Source organism: Kaistia geumhonensis, assembly GCF_030815145.1.
GTDB classification, from domain to species: domain Bacteria; phylum Pseudomonadota; class Alphaproteobacteria; order Rhizobiales; family Kaistiaceae; genus Kaistia; species Kaistia geumhonensis.
In genome coordinates, this window is the sequence record NZ_JAUSWJ010000001.1 from 3008604 (window position 1) to 3032026 (window position 23423).

At 68.8% G+C, this 23423-nt stretch carries 21 protein-coding genes; 14 read left to right on the forward strand and 7 right to left on the reverse strand.

All coding sequences use genetic code 11. From position 1 onward, the window contains the following. Nucleotides 1–106: 106 nt before the first annotated feature. The 3 genes from QO015_RS14280 to QO015_RS14290 are packed head-to-tail and all read left to right on the forward strand — an operon-like array spanning nucleotide 107 to nucleotide 3046. Nucleotides 107–973: a chorismate mutase gene (locus tag QO015_RS14280; RefSeq protein WP_266278606.1), complete on the forward strand. Its 867-nt coding sequence runs from the start codon at nucleotides 107–109 to the stop codon at nucleotides 971–973. A gap of 4 nt (nucleotides 974–977) precedes the next feature. Beyond that, complete coding sequence (locus QO015_RS14285; protein ID WP_266278605.1) at nucleotides 978–2123, forward strand: pyridoxal phosphate-dependent aminotransferase; 1146 nt, start codon at nucleotides 978–980, stop codon at nucleotides 2121–2123. Continuing rightward, nucleotides 2120–3046 (forward strand): prephenate/arogenate dehydrogenase family protein, encoded by a 927-nt coding sequence (locus tag QO015_RS14290; protein ID WP_266278604.1) that lies wholly within the window; start codon nucleotides 2120–2122, stop codon nucleotides 3044–3046. The genes QO015_RS14285 and QO015_RS14290 overlap by 4 nt, the downstream gene beginning before the upstream one ends. Before the next feature lie 87 nt (nucleotides 3047–3133). On the opposite strand, the gene QO015_RS14295 is transcribed toward QO015_RS14290, so the two are convergent. From QO015_RS14295 to QO015_RS14305, 3 genes are all read right to left on the reverse strand, one after another. After that, entirely contained in the window at nucleotides 3134–5545 is a 2412-nt protein-coding gene (locus QO015_RS14295) for a hypothetical protein (protein ID WP_266278603.1), read from the reverse strand. Nucleotides 5546–5617: 72 nt separating this feature from the next. After that, entirely contained in the window at nucleotides 5618–6391 is a 774-nt protein-coding gene (locus QO015_RS14300) for a hypothetical protein (RefSeq protein ID WP_266278602.1), read from the reverse strand. A gap of 2 nt (nucleotides 6392–6393) precedes the next feature. After that, nucleotides 6394–6801 carry a hypothetical protein gene (locus QO015_RS14305; RefSeq protein WP_266278601.1) on the reverse strand — a complete coding sequence of 136 codons (408 nt, stop codon included), beginning with the start codon at nucleotides 6799–6801 and terminating at the stop codon, nucleotides 6394–6396. Between the two features lie 281 nt (nucleotides 6802–7082). On the opposite strand from QO015_RS14305, the gene QO015_RS14310 reads away from it, so the two are divergent. From QO015_RS14310 to QO015_RS14325, 4 genes are read left to right on the forward strand one after another with little or no spacing between them, the layout of a single operon-like run. Beyond that, nucleotides 7083–7859, forward strand: coding sequence for an SDR family NAD(P)-dependent oxidoreductase (locus QO015_RS14310; protein WP_266278600.1), 777 nt, complete (start codon nucleotides 7083–7085; stop codon nucleotides 7857–7859). A 2-nt stretch (nucleotides 7860–7861) separates the two neighbouring features. Then, complete coding sequence (locus tag QO015_RS14315) at nucleotides 7862–8716, forward strand: transketolase (RefSeq protein WP_266278599.1); 855 nt, start codon at nucleotides 7862–7864, stop codon at nucleotides 8714–8716. Beyond that, nucleotides 8709–9686, forward strand: a complete 978-nt coding sequence (locus tag QO015_RS14320) for a transketolase family protein (protein WP_266278598.1) — start codon at nucleotides 8709–8711, stop codon at nucleotides 9684–9686. The genes QO015_RS14315 and QO015_RS14320 overlap by 8 nt, the downstream gene beginning before the upstream one ends. Further along, on the forward strand, nucleotides 9683–10849 hold the full coding sequence (locus QO015_RS14325) for a mandelate racemase/muconate lactonizing enzyme family protein (RefSeq protein WP_266278597.1): 1167 nt from the start codon (nucleotides 9683–9685) through the stop codon (nucleotides 10847–10849). Before QO015_RS14320 ends, QO015_RS14325 begins: the two co-directional genes overlap by 4 nt. 3 nt (nucleotides 10850–10852) lie before the next feature. Here QO015_RS14325 and QO015_RS14330 read toward each other — a convergent pair whose 3' ends face one another. Continuing rightward, nucleotides 10853–11962, reverse strand: coding sequence for a substrate-binding domain-containing protein (locus QO015_RS14330; RefSeq protein ID WP_266278596.1), 1110 nt, complete (start codon nucleotides 11960–11962; stop codon nucleotides 10853–10855). A gap of 234 nt (nucleotides 11963–12196) precedes the next feature. Here QO015_RS14330 and QO015_RS14335 point away from each other — a divergent pair, with 234 nt between their 5' ends. From QO015_RS14335 to QO015_RS14350, 4 genes are all read left to right on the forward strand, one after another. After that, nucleotides 12197–13252 carry an ABC transporter permease gene (locus QO015_RS14335; RefSeq protein WP_266278595.1) on the forward strand — a complete coding sequence of 352 codons (1056 nt, stop codon included), beginning with the start codon at nucleotides 12197–12199 and terminating at the stop codon, nucleotides 13250–13252. Between the two features lie 78 nt (nucleotides 13253–13330). Next, a complete protein-coding gene (locus QO015_RS14340) occupies nucleotides 13331–14305 on the forward strand; it encodes a sugar ABC transporter substrate-binding protein (protein WP_266278594.1) in 975 nt (324 codons plus the stop codon). A gap of 165 nt (nucleotides 14306–14470) precedes the next feature. Then, nucleotides 14471–16048 (forward strand): sugar ABC transporter ATP-binding protein, encoded by a 1578-nt coding sequence (locus tag QO015_RS14345; protein ID WP_266278593.1) that lies wholly within the window; start codon nucleotides 14471–14473, stop codon nucleotides 16046–16048. Between the two features lies 1 nt (nucleotide 16049). After that, nucleotides 16050–16838 (forward strand): SDR family NAD(P)-dependent oxidoreductase, encoded by a 789-nt coding sequence (locus QO015_RS14350; RefSeq protein WP_266278592.1) that lies wholly within the window; start codon nucleotides 16050–16052, stop codon nucleotides 16836–16838. A gap of 5 nt (nucleotides 16839–16843) precedes the next feature. Here the strand turns inward: QO015_RS14350 and QO015_RS14355 are convergent, their stop codons facing one another. Both QO015_RS14355 and QO015_RS14360 read right to left on the reverse strand, forming a co-directional pair. Then, nucleotides 16844–17713: an aldose 1-epimerase gene (locus QO015_RS14355; protein WP_266278591.1), complete on the reverse strand. Its 870-nt coding sequence runs from the start codon at nucleotides 17711–17713 to the stop codon at nucleotides 16844–16846. Nucleotides 17714–17723: 10 nt separating this feature from the next. Beyond that, complete coding sequence (locus tag QO015_RS14360) at nucleotides 17724–18296, reverse strand: SDR family oxidoreductase (RefSeq protein ID WP_266278590.1); 573 nt, start codon at nucleotides 18294–18296, stop codon at nucleotides 17724–17726. A gap of 183 nt (nucleotides 18297–18479) precedes the next feature. On the opposite strand from QO015_RS14360, the gene QO015_RS14365 reads away from it, so the two are divergent. Further along, nucleotides 18480–20906: a thiamine pyrophosphate-dependent enzyme gene (locus QO015_RS14365; RefSeq protein ID WP_266278589.1), complete on the forward strand. Its 2427-nt coding sequence runs from the start codon at nucleotides 18480–18482 to the stop codon at nucleotides 20904–20906. A gap of 2 nt (nucleotides 20907–20908) precedes the next feature. Then, the gene (locus tag QO015_RS14370; RefSeq protein ID WP_266278588.1) at nucleotides 20909–21586 is read left to right on the forward strand and encodes an E3 binding domain-containing protein; all 678 of its coding nucleotides are present in this window, start codon (nucleotides 20909–20911) and stop codon (nucleotides 21584–21586) included. Between the two features lie 25 nt (nucleotides 21587–21611). Here QO015_RS14370 and QO015_RS14375 read toward each other — a convergent pair whose 3' ends face one another. After that, nucleotides 21612–22391, reverse strand: coding sequence for an SDR family NAD(P)-dependent oxidoreductase (locus QO015_RS14375; RefSeq protein ID WP_266278587.1), 780 nt, complete (start codon nucleotides 22389–22391; stop codon nucleotides 21612–21614). A gap of 135 nt (nucleotides 22392–22526) precedes the next feature. On the opposite strand from QO015_RS14375, the gene QO015_RS14380 reads away from it, so the two are divergent. Continuing rightward, nucleotides 22527–23357 carry a GntR family transcriptional regulator gene (locus QO015_RS14380; protein WP_266278586.1) on the forward strand — a complete coding sequence of 277 codons (831 nt, stop codon included), beginning with the start codon at nucleotides 22527–22529 and terminating at the stop codon, nucleotides 23355–23357. Nucleotides 23358–23423 lie beyond the last annotated feature (66 nt).

Below are 23423 nucleotides of genomic sequence, written 5' to 3' on the forward strand. Positions count from 1 at the left end.
CGCTGTCAATGTTTTCTTTGCTTTCGTTCAGACGCTTGCCTATGAATCGGCCCCCGTCCGCGGCTGTCCTCGCGCCGCATTCCCGCGCATGAAGAATCCCTCTCCGATGGCCGGTACAGACACGACTAGCGTAACCGAAAAGGACGCCGCGGATCTCGCCGCGATCCGCGCCACGATCGACCGGCTCGATGCCGAGATGCATCAGAGGCTGATCGAGCGCGGCACGGCGATCGGCACCCTCATCAAGGTCAAGGGGACCAGCCGCCCCGGTGCCGCCTTCCGGCCCGGGCGCGAGGCCGACATGATGCGCCGCCTGGTCGGCCGCCATGCCGGGGCACTGCCGCTGTGGACCGCCGAACATATCTGGCGCGAGATCATCACCACCTTCACGCGCATGCAGGCGCCGTTCGACGTCGCCTATGACGCCGGCGGCGATGCCGATGCCATGCGCGACGTCGCCCGATTCCTGTTCGGCTTCACGGTCGCGCTGCACCGCCAGCAGGGCGCGCTCGACACGGTCAATCATATCCGCGAGAGCGGCACCGATCTCGGCGTGGTCGCGCTCGGCCAGCCGCCGGAGGCCGGCGCCTGGTGGCGGGCGCTCGGGCGCCCCTCGGGGCCACGCATCATCGCCCTTTCGCCCTTCATCGTCGTCGCCGGGCGGCCGGCCGAGACGCCCGCGCTCGTGCTCGCCCCCGAACTCGCCGATCCGACGCCGCCCGATCTTCATGTCTTCGCCGTCACGGCGATCGGCGGCGAGACGGAACGTGCCATCCGCGGCGCCGGCGGAACGGTACTCGCAGCGGCGGGACGGGAACTGCTGATCGCGCTGCCGGTCGAGACGGCGGTGGCGAGTCTCGCCGCGCATGCCGGCTTCGAGGATGTCGCCCGCGTCGGCGCGCTGTCGCGGGGTATCGTCGTCGGCGGGGCCGATGCCGATCCCGTGCTGTACCGGGCCGTGAACGGAGACTGACCGGATGACCAAGCGCGATCCCGACATCCGCAAGCCGGGCGATCGCCCCGAGCCGCGTCCGGGCATTCTCGACATCGCCGCCTATGATCCGGGCCGCACGACGGCAACCGGCGGGGCGAAGCTCTACAAGCTCGCCGCCAACGAGACGCCGCTGGGGCCGAGCCCGGCAGCCGCCGCCGCCTTCCTCGCCTGCCGCGACGGGCTCGAGATCTATCCCGACGCCTCGGCGCCGGAACTGCGCGATGCGATCGGTGCCGCGCACGGCATCTTGCCGTCGCGCATCGTCTGCGGCAACGGCTCCGACGAGCTGCTGGCCATGGTTGCGCGCGCCTATCTCGGACCGGGCGACGAGGCGATCCACACGGAATACGGCTTTCTCATCTATCCGATCGCCATTCGCGCGGCTGGGGCGACACCGGTCGCCGCGCCGGAGAAGAACTACACGACCTATGTCGACGGCATCCTCGACTGCCTGACGCCCCGCACCCGGGCCGTCTTCCTCGCCAATCCCAACAACCCGACCGGCACCTATGTGCCGTTCAGCGAGATCCGCCGCCTGCATGCCGCGCTGCCGCCGCATGTGCTGCTCGTCCTCGACGCGGCCTATGCCGAATATGTCCGGCGCAACGACTACGAGAGCGGCATCGAGCTGGTCGGCCAGTCGCAGAACGTGGTGATGACGCGGACCTTCTCGAAGATCCACGGCCTCGCTTCGCTGCGTATCGGCTGGCTCTATGGTCCGGAGGCGATCGTCGACGCGCTGAACCGTGTCCGTGGGCCGTTCAACATTTCGGTCCCGGCCATCAAGGCGGGCGTCGCGGCGCTCGGCGACCGCGCCCATGTCGAGGCGTCCGTCGCGCATAACGACGAATGGATGCTGCGCGTCAGCCATGCCCTGGAGACGCTCGGCCTCGAGGTGACGCCGAGCGTCACGAATTTCGTGCTGATCCACTTCCCGACGACACCGGGGCACACGGCTGCCGAGGCGGAGCTCTTCCTGCTCGAGCGCGGCGTCGTGCTGCGCGGCGTGGCGGGCTACGGCCTTCGAAACGCGCTCCGGATGACCATCGGCTCGGCCGAGGCCAACGAGGCGGCGATCGCGGGGCTGAAGGCATTCATGAGCGGCGGCAACCACGGCGGGCGCATATGACCGACATCATCTTCCCGCGCCTCGCGCTGATCGGCATCGGCCTCATCGGCGCCTCGATCGCGCTGGCGAGCCGCAAGGCCGGCACCGTCGGCTCGATCGCCATTTCCACCCGCAGCCCGGCGACGCTGAAGCGCGCCGAGGAACTCGGCCTCGGCGACGCTTATTTCGCCGATCCGGCCGAGGCGGTGCGCGACGCCGATTGCGTCATCGTCTGCGTTCCCGTCGGCGCCTGCGGCGCCGTCGCCGAGGCGATCGGCCCGCATCTGAAGCCGGGCTGCGTCGTTTCCGATGTCGGGTCCGTGAAGGCAGCCGTCGTCCGCGCTATGGCGCCGCATCTTCCCGCGCATGTGAACTTCGTGCCGGGTCATCCGATCGCCGGCACCGAGCATTCCGGCCCGGATGCCGGCTTCGCCGAGCTCTATCAGAACCGCTGGTGCGTGCTGACGCCGGCGCCGGGCGTCGATCCGGCGGCCGTCGACCGGCTCGCGCGGTTGTGGCGCGCGATGGGCGCCAATGTCGAGATGATGTCGGCGGAGCACCATGACCTGGTCCTCGCGATCACCAGCCATCTGCCGCATCTCATCGCCTACAACATCGTCGGCACGGCCTCGGATCTCGAATCGGGCATCCGGTCCGAGGTTCTGAAATTCTCGGCCTCCGGATTCCGCGATTTCACCCGCATCGCCGCCTCGGACCCGACCATGTGGCGCGACATCTTCCTCGCCAACAAGGAAGCGGTGCTGGAGATGCTCGGCCGCTTCAACGAGGATCTGTCGACGCTCACCCGCGCAATCCGCAACGGCGACGGCGACACGCTCTTCGATCTCTTCACGCGGACCCGGGCGATCCGCCGCTCGATCGTCGCGATCGGCCAGGACACGGCAGAGCCGGATTTCGGCCGTCGCGACCACGGCCGGTCCTGAGCCTGCGCACGCCCAAAAAAGAGCGGGCCGGCAGGATGTCCCGCCGGCCCGCGCGTCCGTGGCGCTCATGGGGCGCCTCCCTGCGCGTCAGCTCGTCAGCAGCACGAGATTGGCGTTCGAGAGACGCGTGTTGCGGTGGTGGACGAGATTGATGCTCCCCGCCCAGGTCTCGCCGGTGAACGACCGTCCGATGCGCAGGAACGCCGCCGCCGGGCAGTTGCCGGCGGTATCGGTGACTGCCGCGCCGCCATTCAACGATGCCGCGAAGTCGTTCTGGTCATAGGCCGTGGCGATCCTGATCGCCGTCGAGGCGGCGACCGCTCCGAGATCCAGGGCGGCGACATCCGTATTGTTCACAGTGTAGCGCACCCAGATGTGGCCGTCCGTTTCCCAGACGATCCGGCGCCTGTTGGACTCGGCGCTGATATCCTCCTGGTAGAGAACCTGGTGGGCGCCGCTCGGAAGCGTTCCGGCCGTGACCGCCTCGATATAGACGGTGTGAGCGATGCCCGAATAGGTCGGGAACGGAGCCTCTTCGCGCGCCGAGATATTGTCGACATCGCTGACACCGGAACGGGCCGCGTTGGCGTCGCCGGCTGCGAAGAAGAGTGCCGTTGCGCGGCTCGGAATGTGCTGAACGGAACCGACGACCGGCACAGCCGTGTTGAAGTACAGATTGTTGCCGGCCGAGTTGCCCCACCGGCAGTCTGCCATGTTTCCGCTGACCGAGTAGGAATCGAACTTGGCGACATAGGCCTTGCCGATCTCGGCGGGGACGCCGTAGTAGGCATACTGGGTCTGGCCTGCGGAGGGCCGGGTGACCCGCATTTTGCCGGAGACGGCCGCGATCGAGACGGTGGCTTGCGCCGTCCAGCCGGACGTGTCGGTGTCGAAGGTGCCGTTCACGATCAGTTCGGGGCCGATGATCGCCGGTGTCGAGACGCGGGTGATGCCCGACTTCGTGATGCCGGCGGCCGTGTTGAACGACGTTTCGTCGGCATAGGTCGTCGATCCGAGGATGTAGGTCCCGGACTGGTAATTGGCGACGAGCGACGTGAAGTCGAGCAGTTCCGGGGACGTCGCCGTCGCCCGCAAGCCGGCGATCGTTGCCGTCTCGACGACCATCAGTGCCTTGCCGGCCTCCGCGGACGTCTCGACAAAGGTCGATCCCGTCGCGCCGGCGATCGGGATCCCGTCGGCGAACCACTGATAGGTCAGCGTCGGCGACTGGAACCAGGTGCCGGGGATCACGGTCAGCGTGCGGCCGAGGCCGCGGACGCCGCCGATGCCGGGAAGGTCCTTGTTGATCGCCGGCACCTTCGGCATGTTCCGCGTCAGGTCGTTCAGCGCGAGCACCTGATAGCCGAGCGGCGTCAGATGCAGCCCGTCGAGGAACAGCCCGCTGTCCACCATGGACTGGTACGAGGTCGAATCCTCGTAGCGGAAATGGCTGACCATCGGATCGGTCAGTGAATAGCGCGCCATGGCCGCGTCATAGGCCGCCATCTTGACGTCCTGCGGGAAGGAGATCGGCACGCCGCAGCGGACCTCGCAGGCGAGGTTGGCCAGCGGGAAGCCGCAGAGCTTCTCCCAGCCATATTTGAAGCGTTCCCAGATGATGCGGAACTGCGCGACATAGTTGACGGCGCTCGAGTCCGTCATGTTGCGGGCGTTCTCGCCCTCGTGGATGGCGAAGATCGCCATCGGCACCAGGCCGCGGTCGAGCTGGATCTGCACGCAGGCCGTGATCATGTTGCGCAGCTGTGCATCGGCCATGTTGGCGATGTAGGCGGCCATTCCCTCGATCGTCTGTCCGCCCTCGGCGAACATCGATGTCAGGCAATAGCCGACCGCAACGTCCCGGTCCTCGAGCTGCATCCAGGATTGCAGCGCCGGCGCCGTGAGCGTCGATCCGGTGGCGCGCCACCGGGCGCCGAGCGCGTAGGTGCGCGCCGGATCGGCGGGCAGATCGAGCGTGCCCCGTGTGATGCCGTAGGCGCCTGTATTGGTATTGATGACGGGCGACTGTGCGATCTGCGTATAGGGCGACGCTTCCATGCGGATCTGGGGACGGAGCGTTCCCGAGCCGGACGGAAAGGTGCCGTAGGCGAAGTGCAGCCGGAGACGATGACGGTGGTCGAGACCGTCGGCGCCGCCGCCCGTGGCGAAGAGGCGGGCGCCGTCGCCCGGGTCGCCCGTTTCCTGGTAGCCGAAGCCGGCATCGAGCGGACCCGGCGCCGGATCCTTCTGGCCGGGGAGGAGCAACGGATCGAACTGGCTCGGCCGCGTGCCGTCATTCGAGGGCTGACCGTAGGAGGCGTTGTAGCCGGCCGCGCTCTCTGCGCCACGCGGGAAGACCGAGGTCGCGTAGATCGGGACGAACTGGTTCATCGCATAGGGCCAGCCATAGTCCCAGCCGTAGCCGTCCTTCATCTGCTGGCTGTTGCCCATGGCGATCTCGGCGACGAGACGGGTCGCCGCCATGGCACGGAACTGCATGGACCGGGACGGCCGTCTGGCCGCCCCGGACAATGCCGCTCGCCTCTGGTTGAGCGAAGACATGGATCCCTCTCAGTTCTGGAGGACTTCGAGCGCGAGCGCGAAGGTCTGGCCGGACGCGGGCACATAGGCGCCGCGCACCTCGAGCAGGGCATAGATGTTGGCCGTGCCCGATGCGGGATCGAAGTTGATCTCGCTGCCCGCGTTCGGCACGCCCTCGCCCTTGACGCCGTCCGAGAAGGCGGCGTCGAAGGTCACGTCGAGATAGCCGAGATGGACCGAGGCGATGCCGTTGACGGAGCCGGCGAAGACGCCGTTGTCGCCCACCGAGCTCGTCGGCGCGCTGCGGAAGAGATGAACGCGGACGGTGTTGTTGGCCCAGGCGGCGTTGCTGGTGGCGAGGCGTACCTTGCGCACCATACCCGTGGCGTCGTTGGCCCGCGCAGCGGCGATGGCGATCGGCGTGACCGAGCCGGCCGACGTCGAGTTGGCAATGAGGTCGCCGGTAGCATAGGTGGCGGTATCGGCGGGACGGGTGAGCGTCGCCGTCACGATCTTGGCGGGGCCGACGGAGACCTGCGGATCGCCGGCTGCGCCCGTCTTCTGGGCCTGGACCGCCGCGAGCAGGGCGGCGAGGGTCGTCTGGGTGGCCGGGTCGGCGGAGAGCTTGGCGAGGATGGCGTTGGCGAGCGCCTCGACATCGATCGGGCCGTCGCCGTCGGGGTCCGCCAGACCGGTCAGCGGCAGGAACGGACCCTCGCCGGTACCGGAGACGTCGAGCACGCGCTGGACGAAGACGTTGCCGGCGCCGTCCTTGATCTGCTTGGTCGTGAGCGTAGCGGTCATGGTCAGATCCATCCCATCAGCTGGAGGTTGGAATTGTCGGGGTTGGAGAAGTCGAGCGAGGCCTCTTCGCCGGGACTCGCATCGGTGTTGAGACCACCGAGGCCGGTCATGAAGCCGTAAAGCTCGGTGATCTCGATCCCGTCGGCGCGGCGCTCGATCTCGTATTCGGCGATCTGGCCGGCGGGGATCAGCCGGGATTCAGCGGTGGTGTAGGTCCAGCGCAGCTCCCGCAATGTCGGGTTGAGCACGAGCGATCCGCTCACGGTGTCCTTCACGACGAGCAGCGAGCCCGACGCGCCGATCGTGAGATAGAAGGTCGAGCCGGTGATCGGCACGTCCTCGGGGATCGTCCAGACCAGGGCGGGCGAATTGTTGCCCCGCCAGATGGACTTGTCGGCACGGAATGGCATTGGAATCCTCTGCTTCTTCGGGGGGCCGCTATGGCGGGCGCCGCTCACGGGAGACATCGCGTGCAGGCTCGATCCTGTCCGCCGATTCTCGGGATGACGGAGCGCGATCCACGCGTCTGACGTGACGTGCCCGCCATCTGCAACCAGATATACAACCTTAAATTGTATAAGTCACGCAAAAAGTGTTGCCGCCGATCAGGCGCGTGGCCGGTCGAGCCTGTCTGCCGCGTTGACAAAGCGAACATGGTACCGTTACCATCGCTCGAAATGGAGGGGCGGGTGTGACGGATCAGGTGAGAACGGTACTGATAACGGGCGCTGGGGCGGGGCTCGGCCAGCGCCTTGCCGCCCTGCTCGCCGAGCGGGGGCTCGCCGTGGCCCTTGCCGATGTCAGCGCCCCGGGCCTCGAGCGGACGCTCAAGCTCCTCCCCGCCGATGCCTCTGCCATTGCCATCACATCCGACCTCACCGCGGACGGCGCCCCGGCCGCCGCCGTAAAGCAGGTCGTCGACGCGTTCGGCCGCCTCGACATCCTCATCAACAATGCCGGCTATGGCGCCATCGAGCCGTTTCTCGGCATGACGGCTGCGCTCTGGCACAAGACGCTGTCGATCAATCTCGTCGCGCTGGCGATGATGACGGCCGCGGCCGGTGAGGTGATGCGCGACCAGCGCTCGGGCCGCATCGTGAACATCACCTCGCCCGCCTCGCGCATGGCGCTGCCGAACTACACCGCCTATGCCGCCAGCAAGGCAGGTGTCGACGCGGTGACGCGGGCCGCCGCTCTGGCGCTCGCGCCCTTCGGTGTGCTCGTCAATTCGCTGGCGCCCGGCATGATGGACACCGAGATGCAGCGCTCGACGGAGCTCGACCTCGCGAGGATCGAGGGCCGCAGCGACGTCGAGGCCTTCCTCGACGAGCGCACGCGCCGCGTCCCCCTCGGCCGCCGCGCGGAGATCGACGAGGTCGCGGCAGGTGTCCTGTGGCTCGCGCTGGACGCGCCTCCCTATGTGACCGCCGAACGGCTCAACCTCTCCGGCGGACTGGACAGGGACTGACAATGGCTTTGCCAGCTAATCATCCGCCTGAAAGTGCGGATCTCCGAGCGCTTGCCGCGCGTGCGCTGTCGATGCGACGGCACATGCTGACCATGGCGCGGGGACCCGGCCAAGGCTATGTCGGGCAGGGGCTCGGCATCGCCGACGTGCTCGCGGCGCTCTATTTCCACGAGTTGCGTTGGGACCCGGGTGATCTCGCCGCGCCCGACCGCGACCGCTTCCTGCTCTCGACGGGGCACTACTCGATCGCGCTCTGGGCGGCGCTCGCGGAAGCCGGCGTGTTTCCGCTTTCCGAGCTCTCGACCTATGGCGCGGACGACAGCCGGCTCGATATGTCGACGCTCGACACGACGCCGGGCGTGGAGATGATCGGTGGCTCGCTCGGGCATGGGCTGGGCCAGGCGGTCGGCATGGCACTCGGCCTGCGCCTCGCCGGATCTCCCGCGCGCATCTTCTGCGAGCTTTCGGACGGCGAGATGCAGGAGGGGGCGACCTGGGAGGCGGCGATGTCGGCGTCGCATTTCGGCCTCGACGGGATGGTCGCCCTGATCGATTGCAACGGCATCCAGGCCGATGGCGCCGTCGTGCTCGACATGGAGCCGGTGGCAGAGAAATGGCGTGCGTTCGGATTCTCGACCGCAGAGATCGACGGCAACGACATGGCAGCGGTCGTCGCCGCGCTCGCCCGCACCCGGCAGCGAGACGGCAGGCCGCATGCCATCGTCCTCCGAACGCGGCCGGGTTTCGGCATTCCGACCCTCATGGCCCGCGAGAAGGCCCATTTCATCCGCGTCGATGCCGGCGAATGGGACGCCCTCGCCGCCGAGCTGGAACGGGAAGGTGTCCGCAATGACTGAGCGCATCTTCACCCGGGCGATGGGCGTCGACGAGGTGAGCGGGGTCCGCCCGACCGTCGAGGCGCCGTTCGGTCATGCCCTCGCGGCGCTCGGCGCCGAGCGGCCCGAGATCGTCGGCATGACGGCCGATCTTGGCAAATACACCGACATCCTGCCCTTCCGCGACGCCTTCCCGGACCGCTTCTTCAACATGGGCATGGCCGAGCAGAATCTCGTCGCCGCCGCGGCCGGGTTCGCGCGGACCGGCTTCATGCCCTTCGCGACGACCTATGGCGTCTTCGCCTCCCGCCGCGCCTATGACTTCGTCGCCATCGCCGTCGCCCATTCAAGCCTTCCCGTGAAGATCGTGGCGGGATTGCCCGGCCTCACCACCGGCTATGGCGGCACGCACCAGGCGATCGAGGATCTTGGGCTGATGAGCCTCATTCCTGGCCTCGTCGTGATCGATCCCTGCGACGCGACCGAGATCGCCGCGGCGACGCGGGCAGCGGCCGAGCATCCGGGGCCGGTCTATCTGCGGCTGCTGCGCGGCAAGGTGCCGGTCGTGTTCCAGCCCGAAGGCTTCCTCTTCGAGATCGGCAAGGCGCGGCTGCTCCGCGAGGGCGGCGATGTCGGCATCATCGCCACGGGCTTCATGACCGAGCGGGCGCTCGACGCCGCCGACCGGCTGGATGCGCTCGGTCTTGCCGCCGGCGTTCTCCACGTTCCCTGCCTGAAGCCGTTCGACGCCGAGGCGGTCGCGGATTTCGCCTTGCGCTGCGACCGCATCGTCACCGCGGAGAACCACGTCATGCGCGGCGGCCTCGCCTCGCTGGTCGTCGAGGCGCTGCACGAGCGCGGCATCCAGCGCTCCGTCCGCCGCATCGGCTTGCCGGACCGCTTCATGGAATGCGGCGCCGTCCCGACGCTGCAGAAACGCTATCGCATCACCGTCGACGACATCGTCGCCAGCGCCGAGGAACGGGCATGAGGATCACCGGGATCGAGACCTTCACCGTCGGCGCGGGTTGGAAGAACTGGCTGTTCGTCCGTGTTCACACCGATGCCGGCATCACCGGCCTCGGCGAGGGCACGCTCAACGGCTTCATTCGCACCACCGAGGCGGCGGTCCGGGAGCTGGAGCATCTCGTCATCGGCCAGGATCCACGACGCATCACGGCGCTGGCCAAGCGGATGCTCGACAGCGTTTCGCTGGACGGAGGCCACATCCATCGCACGGCGATCGCGACGATCGAGGTCGCTTGCTGGGACATCCTGGGCAAATCGCTCGGCGTACCGATCCACCAGCTCATCGGCGGGCGCATGCGCGACACCGTGCTCGGCTATGCGAATGGCTGGTACCGGACCGAGCGCAGCCCGGAGGCCTTTCTCGCCGCTGCCGAAGCGGTGATCGCCAAGGGCTTTAAGGCGATGAAACTCGACCCGTTCGGGACCGCCTCCGGCTTCATCGGCAAGCACGACCTCGACCTCGCCTACGACATCCTGCGGACGCTGCGCGAGAAACTTCCGGCCGGCACGCTGCTGCTCATCGACGTGCATGCCCGGTTCACCGAGGTCGAGGCGATCCGCGCCGCGCATCGGCTGGCGCCGCTCGATCTCTACTGGTGGGAGGAGCCGACGACGCGGGACCGGCAGGAGACGGTGCATGCGGTCGGTCGCGCCAGCCCGATTCCGGTCGCGACCGGCGAGATGTACGACACGGTGGGCCAGTTCTTCACGCTCGCAGAGGGAGGCGGAGTCAACATTTTTCAACCGGAACCGATGTCGCTCGGTGGTATCGGCAACACGCTCGCCGTCGCCAATCTCGCGCTTGCCCATGGCAGCTACATCGCGCCGCACCAGTCGGGCGGTCCGGTCGCGACCGCCGTCTGCCTGCAGCTCGCCGCCGCGGTGCCGAACTTCCTGATCCAGGAACATTTCGACGCCTTCAACGACCCGTGGACGCGCGACCTCGTCACCTGGCATCCGTCGATCGATCCCGCGACTGGCCATCTCTCGCTGCCCGATGCGCCGGGGCTCGGCATCGAGCTCAACGAGGAGGTCGCGCGGGCGCATCCCTACGACCCCAAGGCCTATCTCGACATCCATTCGGAGGGGTGGGAACGGCGGCTCGGTTCGCGGCGCAACAGCTAGATGTCAGGCGCTGGCGCGGTCGACAATCGAAAAGCCGACCGGCACGATGCGTGGCAGGTTCTCCTCGCCGCGCAGCCGCTTCAGCAGCTGGTCGACGGCGAGACGGCCCATGCCGTAGCGATCGACGCGGACGGTGGTGAGCGGCGGATAGAGCTGGGCGGCGAGGTCGACATCGCCATAGCCGGCGATGGCGAGGCGGCCGGGAATTGCCCAACCGCGCCGGTGGCATTCCTGCACGGCGCCGATGGCGAGTGTGTCGCTCGAGCAGAAGATGACGTCGAGCGCCGCGTCGCGGGCGACGAGCGCCGATACCGCCTCGGCGCCGCCGGCGGAGGTGATCGGAACCTCGATCTCGAGGCTGGCGGGATAGACATGGCCGCGGTCGATCAGCGCCTGGCGGTAGCCGATGCGGCGCTGTTGCAGACGGTCGTTGCCATGGGCGGGCGTCGAGACGAAGCCGATGCGGCGATAGCCCTTGTCGACGAGATGGCAGGTCATCGCATGGGCGGTGTCGAAGTTCGACACGCCGACCGCCATGTCGATCGGATCGCGGCCTCGGACCTCGCTGATCTCGACCACGGCGACATCGCCATCCTCGAGAAGCTGGCGGGCGCCGGGCGCCTGCACGAAGGCCTGCAGGATGAGGCCGGCCGGCTGCCAGCCGAGAAGCGCCCGGATTGCCTGATCCTCGGCGTCGCGGTCGAAATCGCCCTGGACGAGCAGCAGCTGGTAGCCCGCTTCGTGGCAGGCATCCGACATGCCCTGCACCTGCTCGGCGATGCCGGAATTGATCAGCGGCGGCACCATGGTGCCGATGATGCGGCGTCGGCTCTTCAGCGACGACATGGAGGAGGCGAGCTGGTTGCGGATGAAGCCTTCGCGCTCGACCACCGCCATGATCCGTGCCCGCGTCTCGGGCGAGACCTTGTCGGGATCGGCCAGGGCGCGCGACACGGTCATGGGCGCGACGCCGGCCCGGCGCGCGATCTCGCGCATGCCGAGCCGCTGCTGCCCCTTGGGGCTGCGCCTCTTCGGCGTTTCCCCATCCGCCGCGCCGCCCTCCGACGGCCGGGATCCGGCCTCGCCGCTGTCGTCGCTGCCCTTGTCGGCCATGGTCGTCCGATCCGCCCCGATCCTTCGCGCCGCCCCGCCGCGCCGGCGGTGAATCGGCGGGTCCAGTGTAGGCTCTCCGCCCGCGCAGGGAAGGGCGGGTCCGTCGTGCTTCAACGCCCACGAATCCGGTTGAGAAAATTATAATAGCATGATGTTATGTGAGCAGGCCGGCGTCAGACCGGCCTCTGTCGGCCAGGATGCGTGGAGGACGCGAGGCCGGCGAGGGAGGGGTGAATGGAACGAACTGTCGGACGGCCCGCCACGGCCGAGACTTCCGGCCGCGCGATGCGTGACCGGCTGACGCGACTCGTCGCCGTCGGCGAGGTCGGCGTCCTGCTGGCGCTCGTGGTCATTGTCGCCTTCTTCTTCGTGCTCGAGCCGGCCTTCCTGTCGGAGCGCAACATCCGCGCCATCCTGCGCGTCGTCTCCTTCGTCGGCATCATCGCCATCGGCCAGACGCTGCTGCTCGTCTGCGGCGAGTTCGATCTTTCCGTCGGCGCCGTCGCCGGCCTCTCGGCCGTGGTGAGTGCCAAGCTGATGACGGCGCTGGCCTTGCCCGTGCCGATCGCGCTTCTCGGCGGCGTCGCGGTCGGAGGCCTCGTCGGCCTCGTCAACGGCCTTGCCGTCGTGCGGCTGCGCATACCGGCCTTCATCCAGACGCTCGGCATGCTCTTCATCGGCCAGGGGCTGATCCAGGTCGTGACCAATGGCTATCCGGTCTATCCGCTGCCCAAGGTGATCGGCGAGATCGGCATGGCCGGCTTCGTGTTCGGCCTCGGCTGGAGCTTCGTCTTCTTCGTCGTCGCCGCCATCAGCGCCGATTTCGTCCTCCGCCGCACCGTGTTGGGGCGCAACATGTATGCGACCGGCGGCAATCCCGAGGTGGCCCGCCTCGTCGGCATCGATACCGCGCGCATGAAGATCGGCGCCTTCGTCACCGTCGGCATGCTCGCGGCCGTCGCCGGCATGTTCGTCATGGCCGATCTGTCCAGCGGCACCACATCGATCGGCTCCGGCTGGGAGCTCACCGTCATCGCCGGCGTGGTGGTCGGCGGCGTCAGCCTGTTCGGCGGCGCCGGCACCATGGCGGGCGGCCTCATCGGCATCCTGCTGTTGCAGGTCGTCACCAGCGGTCTCGTGGTGATCGGCGTCAACGCCAACTGGCAGCAGATCGCCGTCGGCCTGATCATGGTGATCGCCGTCGGTCTCGACGTGCTGCGCCGCCGCACCTTCATCGCCGGCTCCGGCAGCGAGCCGCCGGCCGAGCCGGCGAGCCCCGCCAAGCCCTAGGGAATACCGGGCCTTCGACGCCCGGAGGGAACCAAGAAGAAGGCCCGGTCGCGCCGGGCCGATCACAGGGAGGAGAGCATGCAGACCACATCCAGGACCATCCGCATCGCGCTGGCCGGCTTCACGGCGCTGGCGGCGCTCGCGGGCAGCGGCGGCGCCGCGCTGGCCGAAGGCAAGAACATCCTCTGGGTCCAGCCGATGCGCGACCATCCCGTGCACCGGCTGATGCAGGCCGGCTTCCTCGCCAAGTGCAAGGAACTGGGCAACACCTGCGAGGTCGTGGGCAACCCCTCGGCGACGAACTACGACGTCTCGGCCTCGATCCCGCTCGCGGAAGCGGCCATGGCCCGGACCAAGTTCGACGCCATCGCCGTCTATGGCCCCGGCCCGGAAATCTATCCCTTCATCGGCAAGCTCGGCCAGGAAGGCTTTCCGGTCGTGACCTGGCACGTTCTGCCGGCCGAGGGCAGCGTGCCCGGCCTCAAGGCCGCGACCGGCGAGGACATTCCGAGCGCCGGCAAGGCGGCGGCCGAGGCCATGGGCGCCAAGCTCGGCGGCAAGGGCGTGATCGCGCTGACTCAGGGCTCGTCCAACGACACCGAGAACGTCATGTCGGACTCGTTCCGCAAGACGATGGCCGAGAAGTATCCCGACATCAAAATCCTCGACACGCAGATGGAAGGCTTCGAGCCGTCCTCCGCCGAGGCCAAGGCCGTGGCCCTGCTGCAGGGCAATCCCGACGTCAACGCCGCCTTCTCGACGACCGGCAACGGCATCCAGACCTGGTCGGGCGCGGCGCGAAAGGCCGGCCGCGAGGGTCTCGTCATCGTCGGCATGGACTATATCCGCCAGAACCTCGACATCGTGAAGGCGGGCGGTGCCTGGGGCGTGGTGGCGCAGCCGCTCTACGAGGAAAGCGCCAAGACGGCCGAGCTCGCCAACCACCTCGCCGAGGGCAAGACGGTTCCCTACCTCAATCCGCTGCCGGCGGCCGTGCTGACGGCGGGCGATCTTGAGCCCTATTACAAGATGCTCGACAGCGCCGGGCAGTAGTCCGTCCCGAAGAAGAGTGCCTTGGAAGGTCGGCATGGCCGGGCTTGTCCCGGCCATCCACGACTTCCTCTCCGCCGCGGCAAGGCAAGACGTGGATGGCCGGGACAGGTCCGGGCATGACGGGTGACCATGATGGAAGACAGGACGTCATCAGCGTATCTTGGCGTGAGCGGCGACACGGCGTCGCCACCCGTCATCGAGACGCGGGCCGTCGTGAAGAGCTTCGCCGGCGTCCAGGCGCTGCGCGGGGTCGATCTCACGGTGCGTGCCGGCGAAATCCATGCCCTGCTCGGCCAGAACGGCGCCGGCAAGTCCACCCTCGTGAAGATCCTCAACGGCGTCCATCCCGCCGGATCCTTCAGCGGCGACATCCGCGTCGCCGGGCGGCCGGTGAGCTTCCGTTCGACCTCCGACGCGCGCGCCGAAGGCGTCGGCTATGTGCCGCAGGAGATCGAGGTTCTCGAGCAGCTGACGGTTGCCGAGAACGTCTTCGCCGGCCAGACCGGCCTCGGCGCCGGCGTCCTCGTCAGCCAGCGCCGGCTCGAGGAGCGGACGCGCGCGCTTTTCGCCGAGATTGGCCTTGCCATCGATCCCAGGGCGCTGGTGGCGAGCCTCACCGCCGCGCAGCGCCATCTCGTCATGATCGCGCGGGCGCTGTCGTTCCGCCCGCGCGTGCTGATGCTGGACGAGCCCACCGCCTCCCTCTCGGGCGTCGAGGTCGAGCGGCTGTTCGCCGTGCTGCGGCGACTCAAGGCGCAGGGCTCGACGATGATCTTCATCACCCATCGCCTGCCGGAAGTGCTGGCGATCTGCGACCGGGCGACGGTGCTGCGCGACGGGCGGGTCGCGGCCGAGATCGGCCGCGAGGCGTTCGACGCGGAGCGCTTCATCTTCGCCATGTCCGGCCAGCGGCTGCAACGACTCTATCCCCATCACGAGCCGCCCCCGCCCGCCCCGCCGCTGCTCTCTGTGCGCAATCTCACCATCGCCGGTCGGTTCGGCGTCAATCGCGGCGTCAGCGATGTCGGCTTCGACGTCCGGCCGGGCGAGATCCTCGGCCTCGCCGGCCTGCTCGGTTCGGGACGCACCGAGATCCTTCACGCGATCTACGGCCGCATTCCCTTTGCCGGCGAAATCGCCATCGCCGGCCGGCCGGTCACCATCCGCAAGGCGGGCGATGCACGCGCCGCCGGGATCGCGCTCCTGACCGAGGACCGCAAGCGCGACGGCCTCCTGTTCAATCTGCCGGTCGGCGCCAACATCACCATTGGCAATCTCGGTCCGCTCGCGTCGCGCGGAATCGTCAGCGATCGCAAGGAGAAGAGCGCCGTGCTCGCGGCGATGCGCTCGCTCGCGGTCAAGGCGCGATCGCCGCAGTCTTCCGTCGCGCATCTTTCCGGCGGCAACCAGCAGAAGCTCCTCTTCGCGCGGGTTCTGATGAGCGGGCCGCGCGTGCTGCTGCTCGACGAGCCGACCAAGGGGGTCGATGCCTCGACACGGCACGAGATCTACCGGCTGATCGTCGATCTCGCGGAGAAGGGCGTCGCACTGGTGGTGGTCGCCTCGGAACTGGAGGAGATCATCGGCATCGCCGACCGATGCCTCGTCGTGGCGGACGGCCGCATCGTGGACGAGTTCAAGCGCGGCGAGGGCAGCGAGGATCGCGTCCTGCGCGCGGTCGCCGCGGCGCAGGCGGCAGCCACCATGGCCACGGCACTTCCAGCGAGCGGAAGGATCGGCTGACATGAGCGGGCGTCTTGCCGAGGGGCGTTTCGGGGGGCGGTCGGTGCTCGTTACTGGCGCGGCGACCGGCATCGGCCGTGCCACGGCGCAGCATCTGGCCGCCGGCGGGGCCTCGGTGTTCGGAATCGGCCTCGACGGCGCGGAGGGCCGTGCATTCGAAGCGCGCGCCGCCGCCGCCGGTCTCGCCTTCCGCTTCCGCGAGGCGGACCTCACCGACGAAGCGGCCGTGCGTTCCGGCGTCGCCGCGGCGATCGACGCGTTCGGCCGCATCGACGCGGTGGTCAACGCCGCCGGCATCTACGAGACCGGCAAGCGTCTCGAGGACCTCTCCGATGCCGACTGGGACCGCACCATCGCCGTCAACCTGACCGCGATCTTCCGCGTCTGCCGGGCGGTGCTGCCATACATTCGCGCGGCCGGCGGCGGCTCGGTCGTCAACATCTCCTCGGTGCATGCGCTGGCGACGGTGCCCGGCGTGCCGGCCTATGCGGCGTCCAAGGCCGGCGTGCTCGGCCTGTCGCGGCAGATGGCGCTCGACTATGCCGTCGACCGCATCCGCGTGAACGCGGTGATCGTCGGCTCGGTGGCCACGCGCATGACGCTGGACGGGCTCCAGGCCGCCGGCGGCGCCGAGGCGATCGGCCTCTCCTTCGAGAAGAACCGCGCCCCGCGCATCGCCGACCCCGAGGAGATCGCCCGCGCCATCGGCTTCCTCATCTCCGACGACGCGTCCTTCGTCACGGGAAGCGGCTTTGTCGTCGATGGCGGGCTGACGGCATTGGTGCTCTGAACGCTTCAGATCAGGAATGGCCTGAAAGCGACCCGCTCCTGCATGCTCTCGCCGGGTCCGAGGACGATGACGCCGAGATCGGGCTCCGTCCTGTTGAGGGCGCAGGAGGCGTTGGTTTGCGGCTCCAGGCAGAAGACGTCGCGCTTCGGATCTGCATAGAACATGAGATTCTCGTAGAGCGGGCCGGCTTCGATCGCGAGGCCGACTCCGCGTGCCGGGAAACGCAGTTCGGCGCGCCCGTCCCAGCGGCCGTAATCGTTGTTGCGCCAGCCCTCGGGCAGCGGTCGATGCTCCGAGAAGTCGAGCTCGGGCGCCACGCTGATGCGGTCGCTCACCACGCCGAACGGTCCCTCGAGCCAGAAGTCGCGGGCGCGGAACCTGAGGGTGACGTCCGCATCGCGCGGAAACCAGGGATGGTGTCCGAAGCCGAAGGGCATGCGCGCCGCCCCGCGGTTCTCGATGCTGGTCGTCAGCGACAGGGCGCCGTCCGCGAGCGCGAAACGCTGCACGGCGCGGTAGGTGTAGGGGTCCTCGGTGCCCCCGTCGTGATCGAGCACGAGCACAACGCTCGTCGCGGTCGCTTCCTCGATCGTCCAGGCGCTCTTCCAGCCGCTGCCGTGGACGTTGAACGGCTCGGCGCCGTTGTTGGGCGCGACGCGGTAGGTCCGGCCCTCGAAGGTGAAGGCGTTGCCGTCGATCCGGTTGGCATAGGGGATCATCGGAAAGCTGGCGACACCGAGCACATTGCCCGCGGCGGCGTCCTCGGCCGACAGCGGCCGCATCGCGTCGCGGCCCTCGATGCGGAAAAAGGCGATGCTCCCGCCCAGTTCCGGCACGAGGCCCAGCGAAACCCCGCCATGGGCAAGCTCGATCATTCCATCCCCCTCAGAAATCGCGGCCATAGCCGGCCGTCCAGCCGCCGTCCACGGCCAGTACCTGGCCGGTCGTATAGGTGTTCATCGGATCGGCGAGGAAGAGCAGCCCGGCGATCGCTTCTTCGATCCGGCCGGGCCGGCCGAGCGGCACATGCGTCCCCATCGCCGGATCGCCCGAGGCGCCGTCCCCGATCCATCCCGTCGCGAGCGCGTTCACCAGCACCGTCGGCGCGGCGCGCATGGCGAGCCCGCGCATCGCGGCGACGACGGCGGCGAGCGCCGGACCGGCCGCCGCATGGCGGCGCATGGCCAGCACCGCCACCGCCGGAACGAGATGCAGGATTCGTCCCCGGCCGCGCGCCATCATGGCGTCGGCGGCCGTCTCGGCGAGCGCAATCAGTTCATCGGGCCGGTAGGCCGCGTCGAGATCGAGCGGATGCGCGACGACGAGGATGTCGGCTTCGCTCTCGCCGCCGAACGCGACCGTGGCGCCGTTCTGCGCGAGGGCCGCGGCCGCCGCTTCCGCCAGCGCATGGCGAAAGCCGCCGATCACGACGCGCCCGCCTTCGAGATCGATCCGCATTGCCGTCCTCCCGAGGGTGATGAAAGGCCGGATAGCGACCGGCGACAAGAGCGGGCGGCAGGCAATTCGCATTTCCGGGCGAATCGGACTTGGCAAGCCGTCCGCGGGTAACATAACATCATGCTATTATAATTCTTGAGCGCAGACCATCGCTGCGCCGCAGGGCTCCGAGGGAGGAGAGAGATGAGCGCACCGGCATCGGGACGCCGCGCGGCCGCCACGCGGGCGGGCAATCTGCCGGCCGGGCTCGCGGCCGCCGCATTGATCGATCTCTACGAGCGCATGGTGCTGCTTCGCCGCTTCGAAAGCGTCGCGCAGGTCGCCTGCCGCAAGGGCGAGACGCCCGGCTTCCTGCATCTCTATATCGGCGAGGAGGCGACCGCCGTGGGCGTCTGCGCCCATCTGCGGCCGACCGACTGGATCACCTCCACCCATCGCGGCCATGGCCATGCGCTCGCCAAGGGCATGGATCCCAACATCCTGATGGCCGAGCTGTTCGGCAAGCGTGATGGCTGCTGCGGGGGGCGCGGCGGCACGATGCATCTCTATGATCGCTCGGTCGGCCTCTTCGGTACCAACGGCATCGTCGCCGCGGGCATCGGCCATGCGGTCGGCGCCGGCATCAGCGCCCGCGTGCAGGGAACCGACGGCGTCGGCGTCGCCTTTTTCGGCGATGGCGCCGTCAATCACGGCGGCTTCCACGAGTCGCTCAATTTCGCCGGCATCCAGCGGGCGCCTGCGGTCTTCATCTGCGAGAACAATCTCTACGCCACCGCGACGCCGCTCGCCGCCGCGACGCTCAACACGGAGATCGCGACCAAGGCCGCCGCCTATGGCATCCCGGGCGTCGCCGTCGACGGCAACGATGTCGTCGCCGTCTGGCAGGTCATGGCCGAGGCCATCCGGCGCGCGCGCTCCGGCGATGGTCCGACGCTCATCGAGGCCAAGACCTATCGCACCGTCGGCCATCACGAAGGCGACCCGGTGACGGGAACCTACCGGACGCAGGCAGAGGTGGATGCCTGGGCGGCGCGCGATCCGATCGCCACCTTCCGCGCCCGCCTCACCGGCGGTTTCGCCTGCGCCACCGACGACGAACTCGCCGCGATCGATGCCCGGGTCGAGAGGGTGGTGCAGGACGCGCTCGCCTTCGCGCGGCAGTCGCCCGAGCCGGACGCCGCGACCTCCTCGCTGCATGTCTTCGCCGAGCCGATCAATCCGCCGGACGCGCTCGTCCAGGCGGCGCCGTCGGTGACGGTCACGCAGAGCTGGCTCGACGCCGTCCGCGACGGCATCGCCGAGGAGATGCGCCGCGACACGCGCATCCTTTATTTCGGCGAAGGCACCGGCGAGCGGGGCGGCACCTTCGCGCATACGAAGAACCTCTTCGCCGAATTCGGCGGCGAGCGGATGGTCGATACGCCGATCTCGGAGCAGGGCTTCACCGCCGCTGCCATCGGCGCCTCGGCGACGGGGACGCGGGTCATCGCCGACCTGATGTTCGCCGACTTCCTGTTCGAGGCGGCGGGGCAGATCGTGCTGCAGGCCTCGAAGCTTCGCTACATGTCGAACGGGCAGATGAATGCGCCGCTCGTGGTCCGCGTCGGCGCCGGCACGGTGCGCAGCGCCGGCCCGCATCACTCCGGCGTCTATCATCCGTCCTGGGCGCATATTCCCGGCCTGATCGTCGCGCTGCCTTCAACGCCGGCCGATGCCAAGGGATTGATGAAGACGGCGCTCCGGGCCGGCGATCCGGTGCTGATGCTGGAATCGAAGGCGCTGTTCGCCAGCAAGGGCGAAGTGCCGGTCGGCGATCATCTGGTTCCGTTCGGCCTCGCCCGCATCGCGCGGAGCGGACGCGATATCACCATCGCCGCCGCCGGGCAGATCGTCCATCGCGCGCTCGAGGCAGCCGAGCAACTGGCCACCGAGGGCGTCGAGGTTGAGGTCATCGATCTGCGGACCATCATGCCGCTCGATGTCGAGACGGTGGCGGCGAGCGTGCGCAAGACGCATCGGCTTCTGGTCGCCGACGAGGGCTGGGGCGCGTTCGGCGTCGGTGCCGAACTGGCGCAGGCCATGAACGAACTCGCCTATGACGATCTCGACGGGCCGGTGGCGCGGCTGCACAGCGACCCGCAGCCGCATCCGCTCGCGCCTGCCCTCGAGCGGGCCATGCTGGTCGATACGCCGAAGCTCGTCGCCGCCATCCGTTCGGTGATTGCCGGCGAGGCGCCGGTGCCGCGCCATTGGCGCGCACTCGGGGGCCGCAGCACCGCGCCTGCGGCGGCAACGCCTCCTCCTCCTTCCGCGCCGCCACCCCAGGCGAGGCCGCCACTTGCTGTCGCGCCGCAGTCCGGTGGCGCCGGAGACGGCGAGCCGATCACCATGCCGTTCGGCGATCTCACCGTGAGTGAGGGTCGTCTCGTGCGTTGGCTGAAAGCGGAAGGCGACAGCGTCGCCGCCGGCGAGGTCGTGGCCGAGATCGAGACGGACAAGGCGGTGGTCGAGATCGAGGCGCCGGTCGCGGGCAGGCTCGGGCCGATCGAGCAGGATGCCGGCGCCGTCGTCCCGATGGGCGGGCGCATCGGCAGCGTCAGGGTGGGCTGAGCATGAACGCTCCCCGGCGGACCCCTGCGACGCCCTATGCGCGGCGGCTGGCGCGCGAGCGCGGCCTCGCTCTCGTCGAGATCGGCGGCAGCGGGCCACATGGCCGCATCGTCGCCGCCGATATCCTCGCCTTCGTGCCCAAACCGGCTGCGCCGAACGTGGCCGAAGTGCTGGTCTCGCCGCCACCCGCGCCTGCGACGCCCGTTCCGGCCGCGACGCGCGCCGTCGGGGCTTTCCAGGCAAGCGTCGATCTCTCGGCTCTCGCCACGCTGATCGCTGCCTCGGGAACGGAGCTCGCGACCGAACCCTTCCTCGCCAAGGCTGCGGCGCGCGGCGCAGGGAACTTAGGTCGGGTCCTCCTGCTGCGCGATCGGGCCGGCAGGGCCAGCCTCGTCGAGGACGCGGGCGGCCTTTCTCCCCGCGCGATTGCGGCCCGGCATGCGGATGGTACGGAAGCCGATGCCGCGATGATCGTCGAGATCGTTGAGGCGGCCGGCATCCGTCCGGTCGGCGCGGCGCTGCCGTCATCGGCCGTGCTGCGGCTGATCGCCGTCATCGACGGGACCTGGGCCGACCTGCTGCTCGTCCATGACGAGGAGGCGATCCCTACGGCGGAGGCGGCGGCAGTGCTCTCCGAGATCCGTGCGCTCGCCGAGGCGCCGCTCCGCCTGCTGGTATAGTCGAGCGCCGCCGCCCGACCGGCGATCACATCATGAAGCCGGCCGTCCAGCCGCCATCGACGGCGAGCACCTGGCCGTTGACGTAGCTCGCTTCGGGCGCGGCCAAAAACAGGACCGCTTCGGCGATCTCTTCAGGCGCGCCCGGTCGCCCGAGGGGGATATGGCGCATGAACGCCTCGGTCCGGGCGTGGAAGCTGCCTTCCTCGCCATAGAAGAGCTTGCGGGTCACTTCGGTCATGATCGATCCCGGGGCGATCGCATTGGTGAGAATGCCATGCGGCGCCAGCTCCAGCGCCATCGATCGCGTCAGATGGATGATGCCGGCCTTGGCAGCGACGAACGGGCTCTGCAGGCGCATCGCGGCGAGGCCGACCACGGACGCGATGTTGACGATCCTGCCGCCCCGACCGCCCGCGATCATCGGCTGCAGCGCCGCGCGGCTCATCAGGAACAATCCATCGAGATCGACGCCGACGATGCGGTGCCATTCCTCGACGGGAAACTGATCGATGCCGACGCGGTGCGCGAGTGTATTGACGCCGGCATTGTTGACGAGGATGTCGAGTCGGCCATAGGCCCTGGTCGTCTGCTCGACGGCGGCGGCGACCGCCGCCTCGTTACGGATGTCGACCTCGACGGCGATCGCGTCGGGCAGACCGGCGGCGACGCGCGCCGCTCCCTCGCCATCGACATCGGCGACGACGATCGCGGCGCCGTTGGCGGCCAGGCGATCGACGATCGCGCGACCGATGCCGCCGGCGGCGCCGGTCACGAAGGCCACCCTGCCGGAAAGATCGCAGCGCATCGTCGAAGCCTCCCCCAAAAGCTCTCACTATTATGATACTATAATGATGATCGGCGGCTGTCACCGCGATTGGCGGCGCACGGCGGTTTCCGTTAGTTTCGCAGGAAATGGTGAAGACGGGTGGCGGACGTGCGTGTGAACGACCGTGAGGAGAGCGGCAGGGACGGCGCCCGATCAGGCGCCGGCGCCGCCGAGGACGCGCAGGGCGGAGCGGTGCTGGAGCTTTTCCCGCCGCGGGCACTGTCGCGCGATGACGGACCCCTCTACCGGCAGCTCGCGGCCATCCTGCGCGCACCCATCGCCGAGGGCACGATCGTGGCCGGCATGTCGCTGCCGCGCGAGGCCGATCTCGCCGAGCGCTTCGGCATCAGCCTCATCACGGTCCGCCAGGCGCTGCGCGACCTCGAGAACGAGGGCCTCATCAAGAAGCGCGCCGCCAAGCCGGCGGTGGTGGCGGGGCCGCAGGAGGGCCGCAAGCGCAGCTTCGGCTTCCAGAGCTTCGCCGAGATCGCGGCCTCGACCCGCGACCGGCGGCTCGACATTCACAGCTATCGCAAGGAGCGCTCGGCGGCGGCCAGCGCGGCGCTCGGCCTCGACTCCGACGAGGCGCTCTACTGCCTCCGCGCGACGCTCCACATGGAGAATGTGCCAACCGGGCTGACGACCTTCTATTTCCCGCCCGAGATCGGCGCGCGTATGAAGCGCTCCGATTTCGACGATGTCGTCGTCTTCCGCTCGGTGCAGCGCCATCTCGGCATCAAGCTCTCCGGCGCCCGGATCACGGTCCGCGCCGATGTCGCCGACGAGAGCCTTGCCAAGGCGCTCGACTATGTCGTCGGAGGCCCGATCCTCGTCATCGAGATGCTCTATCTCTCAGAAGCCGGCGATCCCGTGGAACTCACCATCAACCGCAATCGGGCCGACCTGTTCAGCCTTTCCTATGATGCTCCGAACGACCTCGTCTAGCGGTTCGCTGGACAGTCTCATAAGATTATAATAGCATTATCTTGTGGCGTGCGGACGACGTCGATT

Bases quoted from the DNA above. Each gene is read 5' to 3' on its own strand.
- QO015_RS14350 (WP_266278592.1), top strand. From the start codon at position 16,050: ATGAGCGGGCGTCTTGCCGAGGGGCGTTTCGGGGGGCGGTCGGTGCTC.
- QO015_RS14285 (WP_266278605.1), top strand. From the start codon at position 978: ATGACCAAGCGCGATCCCGACATCCGCAAGCCGGGCGATCGCCCCGAG.
- QO015_RS14290 (WP_266278604.1), top strand. From the start codon at position 2,120: ATGACCGACATCATCTTCCCGCGCCTCGCGCTGATCGGCATCGGCCTC.
- QO015_RS14315 (WP_266278599.1), top strand. From the start codon at position 7,862: ATGGCTTTGCCAGCTAATCATCCGCCTGAAAGTGCGGATCTCCGAGCG.
- QO015_RS14335 (WP_266278595.1), top strand. From the start codon at position 12,197: ATGGAACGAACTGTCGGACGGCCCGCCACGGCCGAGACTTCCGGCCGC.
- QO015_RS14305 (WP_266278601.1), bottom strand. From the start codon at position 6,801: ATGCCATTCCGTGCCGACAAGTCCATCTGGCGGGGCAACAATTCGCCC.
- QO015_RS14325 (WP_266278597.1), top strand. From the start codon at position 9,683: ATGAGGATCACCGGGATCGAGACCTTCACCGTCGGCGCGGGTTGGAAG.
- QO015_RS14300 (WP_266278602.1), bottom strand. From the start codon at position 6,391: ATGACCGCTACGCTCACGACCAAGCAGATCAAGGACGGCGCCGGCAAC.
- QO015_RS14375 (WP_266278587.1), bottom strand. From the start codon at position 22,391: ATGCGCTGCGATCTTTCCGGCAGGGTGGCCTTCGTGACCGGCGCCGCC.
- QO015_RS14295 (WP_266278603.1), bottom strand. From the start codon at position 5,545: ATGCAGTTCCGTGCCATGGCGGCGACCCGTCTCGTCGCCGAGATCGCC.
- QO015_RS14280 (WP_266278606.1), top strand. From the start codon at position 107: ATGGCCGGTACAGACACGACTAGCGTAACCGAAAAGGACGCCGCGGAT.
- QO015_RS14355 (WP_266278591.1), bottom strand. From the start codon at position 17,713: ATGATCGAGCTTGCCCATGGCGGGGTTTCGCTGGGCCTCGTGCCGGAA.
- QO015_RS14340 (WP_266278594.1), top strand. From the start codon at position 13,331: ATGCAGACCACATCCAGGACCATCCGCATCGCGCTGGCCGGCTTCACG.
- QO015_RS14360 (WP_266278590.1), bottom strand. From the start codon at position 18,296: ATGCGGATCGATCTCGAAGGCGGGCGCGTCGTGATCGGCGGCTTTCGC.
- QO015_RS14320 (WP_266278598.1), top strand. From the start codon at position 8,709: ATGACTGAGCGCATCTTCACCCGGGCGATGGGCGTCGACGAGGTGAGC.
- QO015_RS14365 (WP_266278589.1), top strand. From the start codon at position 18,480: ATGAGCGCACCGGCATCGGGACGCCGCGCGGCCGCCACGCGGGCGGGC.
- QO015_RS14370 (WP_266278588.1), top strand. From the start codon at position 20,909: ATGAACGCTCCCCGGCGGACCCCTGCGACGCCCTATGCGCGGCGGCTG.
- QO015_RS14330 (WP_266278596.1), bottom strand. From the start codon at position 11,962: ATGGCCGACAAGGGCAGCGACGACAGCGGCGAGGCCGGATCCCGGCCG.